At 48.0% G+C, this 3651-nt stretch carries 6 protein-coding genes; all 6 read right to left on the reverse strand.

The window, feature by feature from the left end:
* Nucleotides 1-923 (reverse strand): hypothetical protein (locus BMZ56_RS25280; RefSeq protein WP_218146670.1); only part of this gene is annotated, 923 nt, incomplete at its 3' end.
* Between the two features lie 15 nt (nt 924-938).
* Nucleotides 939-1709 carry a hypothetical protein gene (locus tag BMZ56_RS25285; protein WP_090632631.1) on the reverse strand — a complete coding sequence of 257 codons (771 nt, stop codon included), beginning with the start codon at nt 1707-1709 and terminating at the stop codon, nt 939-941.
* Between the two features lie 279 nt (nt 1710-1988).
* The gene (locus BMZ56_RS25295) at nt 1989-2549 is read right to left on the reverse strand and encodes an N-acetylmuramidase domain-containing protein (protein WP_090632635.1); all 561 of its coding nucleotides are present in this window, start codon (nt 2547-2549) and stop codon (nt 1989-1991) included.
* Nucleotides 2550-2609: 60 nt separating this feature from the next.
* Entirely contained in the window at nt 2610-3080 is a 471-nt protein-coding gene (locus tag BMZ56_RS25300) for a hypothetical protein (protein ID WP_090632637.1), read from the reverse strand.
* Nucleotides 3081-3110: 30 nt separating this feature from the next.
* Nucleotides 3111-3368: a hypothetical protein gene (locus BMZ56_RS25305; RefSeq protein ID WP_090632640.1), complete on the reverse strand. Its 258-nt coding sequence runs from the start codon at nt 3366-3368 to the stop codon at nt 3111-3113.
* Nucleotide 3369: 1 nt separating this feature from the next.
* The coding region (locus BMZ56_RS25785; RefSeq protein WP_177195311.1) for a hypothetical protein at nt 3370-3651 on the reverse strand (282 nt) is incomplete at its 5' end.

A 3651-nucleotide genomic window follows, 5' to 3' on the forward strand; every position in this document is an offset into this window, starting at 1 on the left:
TGGGTGACTTCACATCTATGTATCCTGTAATTGACACCAAGAAGGTGGGTATCGTTATATATAAATATACCTGAACCGTTTCCCCACGTTGAAGCCCCCAACCCGACAACTTTAATGTTGGTTATTTCGACGTTAGAACAGTTGTATATATTCACCCCATGGCTGGCGCTATCAATTACGTTTATCGTGGCCGGAACTTCACCGCCATAAGTTGATACTATTACGCCCGTAGTTTTACCGACAAATCCGATACTACCCTGAAATGTATCGCCTGATCTGAGTAATACCCGAGCCTGTTCGTCAATCGTTATATCCTGTGCCTTGGCCAACGTCAACCATGGTGTTTCAGGCGTACGTCCATCATTTGTGTCTGATCCGGACGAAGAAATGTAATAAGTAGTATATACCTGACCCACCAGATCACCCGGCTGTACGGCTGTATCTGCTTTTGCTCCCTGGGCAGACGTCGCAAAGTCACCTGCTGGCCGTGTTGACGCCGAACCGAGCCCGATAGCGGCACGTGCCTGGGCAGCGGTATCTCCAGCTGCCATAAACTCCGGCTTTTCGTCGACTTCGATCCAGGTAGGGTTCGAGAAATTGGAAGAAATGATGGGGTTACCCGGATCCGTACTGTCAACGGTAATACCAGGTCCCTCAACGATACTTTGCACCCCCTCGCCGGTGCCCCCGCCAACGCTAAAACAATTCGACTCTATCCAGGTCTGCAAGTCCTCAGCGGTACCGAAGGCATCGCCATTTCCCTGCACTTCACCGAAAGGTAGAGTAACTTCTCCCATTTCCGTCAACAGACGGGTGCCGCTGGAATACGGTATCTGTCCCTTGATCCGGGACTTTACAATGTTCCATTTGAAAGTCGGTGTTTGGATGGTGACCGTCTTAGCGGCTGTAGTAATTATTATCATGGCTTTAATTATTTGTCAGTTAATATCAATAAGTTTAAATCCACCCCTAAAAGCGGGATACCATTCTCCACTCGAAAAGTCATGTAGGTAACTACCCTGTAACCGGAACCGGCCAGCATCTACGGACACACCCCCACCCATTAGAGCATCGCCTCGGTAATATTCACCAACGGCCATAACAGCAATGCCAAATTGCTTCGATTTAGGTTCTATCCTGAGCCGTTTGACAGAATTCACAGTCGCCCGGGGATCAGATAACCATATATCTATATAATGCTGCTTCGGGGACAAAAACCAATTCCTTTTCCAGAATTCAAGCCAATTGAGTTCTGCATTGTACTGAAAGGCGAAGCTTGCGGAATCGGTCAATGTTGGCAAACTGAGGCTTAATCTGGTCCATTTGTCTTGATAATCGTAGCCGGTTTTAGTCCTGGTTGCCATCATCAAGCTGTCTTTTAGTGTTGCATTAACTGACTGATAAACCGATATCTGCTTGTCCTTTACTCCTATCACCCTAAGCGCGCTATCAAGGCTTTTTTTTGTCGCGGTATCCAGCGGAGCGTCCGAGATAGGACCTTGAATTACGTTCTTGGCACCGTCAATGATAGCGTGTTCAATACCGTTCTGGTCGACATTTTTGCTGATGATTTCAGCTTCTGCGGTAACGGTTTTCTCAGCTGCTTGTTTAACCGGCACCATTGATTCGACACGCTTCTCAGCGCTCCACAACAGATAACCGAGGTACAGACAGCCAACCGCCAATATACCAATAATCAGATTTTTCATTTCTTGACCTCCGTTCTTAAGGAATCGTTCGCTTTTTTAACTTCATTTATGATCCCGTTTTTCACCAATATTGCTGTTATCAACTTGTCTTTTTCAGCTTGAGCTTTAGCAAGTTCCTCGCGGCAATTGTCGTTTTGAGTTGTAAGCCACCAGATTAAGGAGGTAAATACAGCGACTATTACGTATAATGCGTAGCTTACCGGATGCTTTACGATCTGTGAAAATGTGGGCTGTTTGCCCGGTGTCCTGATTGGTTCCATGTGCGCAACTATTCTCCAATTATTTACTCCATTTCTCGTAGGCTTTTCGGAGACTGATATCATAAGGCTCCCTACCCCATTTCTTTGCCATTTCCCTGTATTTAGCGCCGTTGTATATACTGGCCACCATGTGCCAGTCCCGGGACATCAACGCTTTGTAGAGCTTTGCGTCGGTTTTGATGAAGCGGACGAGTGCCAATACCTGCTGGTATTCGCCGCGCTTGAAGTCGTCCCACATATCGCCTACGGTTTTGTACCCAAGCCTTTCATAATGGAAACCCATGATCTGCGGCCGGCCGATGCTTGTTGATTTCATGGCGCTGTCCGGATCTATCTTCCAGGCATCGTTGAATGCCTCCCATTCCCGTGACTGGATATCAACTTTGTTTACCGACCATTTGCCGGATGGAGCAAAAGGTTCATGCCTTTTGAACCAAACCGGCTCGAACTGGATGAGCAGCCGCCCGTCATCATTGAATCCCCTGCCAGGACATTCCACCTCGTCGAAAGATTTCAGCGCGGCATACGGAAGGCCGTTATTGCGGGCAATTTCCTTTATCATTTCATTCGTAATTTTCATGAGGCACGCTGTAAGCCATTGCACCAACGTAGATCGCGCCGGTGCAATGGCGTGGAAAAATTATTTTTTGATGAATCGCTGGTAAACGAACTCCATAAGGGCCTCGAATGTGGCCCACTTGGTACCGGCCGGCGCGAATCCGAATGCCAGCAACTTCGCCGCTAGGGAACTGATTCCTGCCCAAAAACCTGCGCGTTCCGATTTTAGTCCTGATAGGTATTCCTGTAGCCGTCCGACCGTGGCCTGCAAGTCATTATCGACGATACCGTCGGCGATATTCAGCCCTTCCGTGACACCTTTTAGTCCAACCAGCAACGTCGGACGGTCGATATTGGGAAAGGCCTTTTGGATGAGCTCAATAACGAAGTCCGGCGCTTCCTTGACGTTCTTATTTATGATGTCAAGGATGGCAGATCCTTGCTTTAGCGCGTCCTGCACTTCCGGGGAAACCTTTGCCCATGTCCGTGCGGCTGCATCAAAGATGGCAGCGAAAAACAATCCGATTTTTGCGATAAACGATTTTAGTGACATATGATTAAAAATTAAATTGGTGACTGATTACTACTCTACGGGATTGAGGATTAACTCCATTTCCTCTGCAACGGCACTGGCCAAATCCGTATCATACGGCGCACCGTTACTGAATCCGACATTGTTGGTTGTTGCGTTAGCGTACGCATTCATATTGTACGGCCCTTTCTGACCCTGCACGTTGACGTTTGCGTTTGTTCCGCTTTCTGACGTGAATGTGAGGTTCCAACCGTCTACGGTTGCCGTGCTTACCTCTTTTGTTGTTGTACTTTGAACTGTTCTTTCCATTTTATTTCCCTCCTATTAACTTGTTTACATATTCCCTTACCGCCTCTTTCGTCCGACGGTTGTAGTTACTGAACTCGCAGACTAGAGTCGCCACCATTTCCGCATCCTCTTGGCGGCACTCCGCCTCTCCGGTAGCGTGCAGGCTCCTCGCCACCTCTTCCATCTCGATGGTGGTCGCGTGGAAGTAGATAAGGTTCCCGAATTGCTTGGAGTCGAAAAATAGCCGGATCCGTTGACCGTCAAGGTCAGTGTATCCGATGCCATCTAAACTGAATTTCACTTT

The organism is Parapedobacter indicus (genome assembly GCF_900113765.1).
Lineage (GTDB): Bacteria > Bacteroidota > Bacteroidia > Sphingobacteriales > Sphingobacteriaceae > Parapedobacter > Parapedobacter indicus.